The 1205-nt window shown below is 57.4% G+C and carries 1 protein-coding gene; it reads right to left on the bottom strand.

The genetic code is table 11. From position 1 onward, the window contains the following. Nucleotides 1–449 precede the first annotated feature (449 nt). Nucleotides 450–956 (bottom strand): hypothetical protein, encoded by a 507-nt coding sequence (locus tag GGD62_RS40535; protein WP_183714864.1) that lies wholly within the window; start codon nucleotides 954–956, stop codon nucleotides 450–452. Nucleotides 957–1205 lie beyond the last annotated feature (249 nt).

The following is a 1205-nucleotide window of genomic DNA, read 5'->3' as shown; positions in this document are numbered from 1 at the left end:
ACGGCTATTGTCGCCGCCGGCTCCTTCTTTGCCATCCGATTTATCATCGGATTGAACCTCTGACCTCGACCTGAAGCGGCGCCGGAAGCGCCTCGCAAATTATCAATCCCTTGGGCCCGCGGAACGCGATTGAGCTACTGCGCGCGTCGGGGGTGTGGACAATCTGACGTTCAAGATCGGCCGCCGCTGTCCCGTAACTGGCCGCCACGTCTAGCTAGGTGATGAAAAGATGATCTCACCACAGCCGGAGAGGAAGGCAAAAGCGGCGGGTATCGGGAAGTGATAAGGGCCCTGGCAGGCGCAGCATGAATTCGCCTGTGAAAAGATAGGCATCGCGTCCTGCTGTGCAATTCTATTTTTGGATGCCCGACGCCCGATCCGTGCGGCCGCTCGAGACGAGCGTAGGGCGATCAGCTTCGGCAATGAACGGCAGAAATTGGTGCGGTCCCTTAATTTGACTTGCGTGTCGCTTGGTGCTGCCCGATGTAGCCTACGACCACTTTGCGAGACGCCTCATCGAAAAAGAAGGCGACACGAATGGTGTGGCGAGGCTCGGTGCTAACACCGTAGCCGATGTGTTCCCGCAGTCTAACGCGCGCGCCGTTATAATTAACCTCATAGTCCGTAGCGAACATATTCATGGTGATTTCGGATTGATGCGCGTTGTATCGGAATTGACAACTCTCTCGGCAGGAATGATCGAGATCGGTACATCGCTCCACGCCTGCACGCGCGTTCCAACACGTCGTGGATAGCCAGTTACAGGCTGCGTAAAGTAGTTCGGGCTGCTCAAATTGTGACGCCTCCTTTAAGACGCGGCCGTCGAGTATTTCGAGCCGATCCGCGAAATCCTTTCGAGCCGCGTCGATGGCTTGGTCGGCGTTTTCGATGCCCGGCACGTCGGGAGGCTGGACGTCCGTATCGGTCGCGCGCGCGCGTTGCGCCTGAAGGTACATTACATATTTTTCCAAAGGCGAATTTCGCCTTCGCGCTCAAGTAGCGCGTCCGACATGGCCGCGCATTCCTTGCGAGCGAGTGACCTGCCACTGAGTTTTCATCCAGCGGCGGTTAGAGCCTCGGGCTTTTTTGTAGCGAGACCGAACTTTGGACAGAGCTGGCCCCGGTTGTCTGAACAGCAATTCCGCGTCGATAAGTGGAGTTTCTGCCAGAGTTAGGCTGCCGCGCGGAACGGCAGCGGGCTGAAG

It is taken from the genome of Bradyrhizobium sp. ERR14 (genome assembly GCF_014198235.1).
Lineage (GTDB): Bacteria > Pseudomonadota > Alphaproteobacteria > Rhizobiales > Xanthobacteraceae > Bradyrhizobium.
The sequence above is the reverse complement of the archived record's forward strand: the minus strand, read 5'-3'. Positions and strand labels throughout refer to the sequence as shown.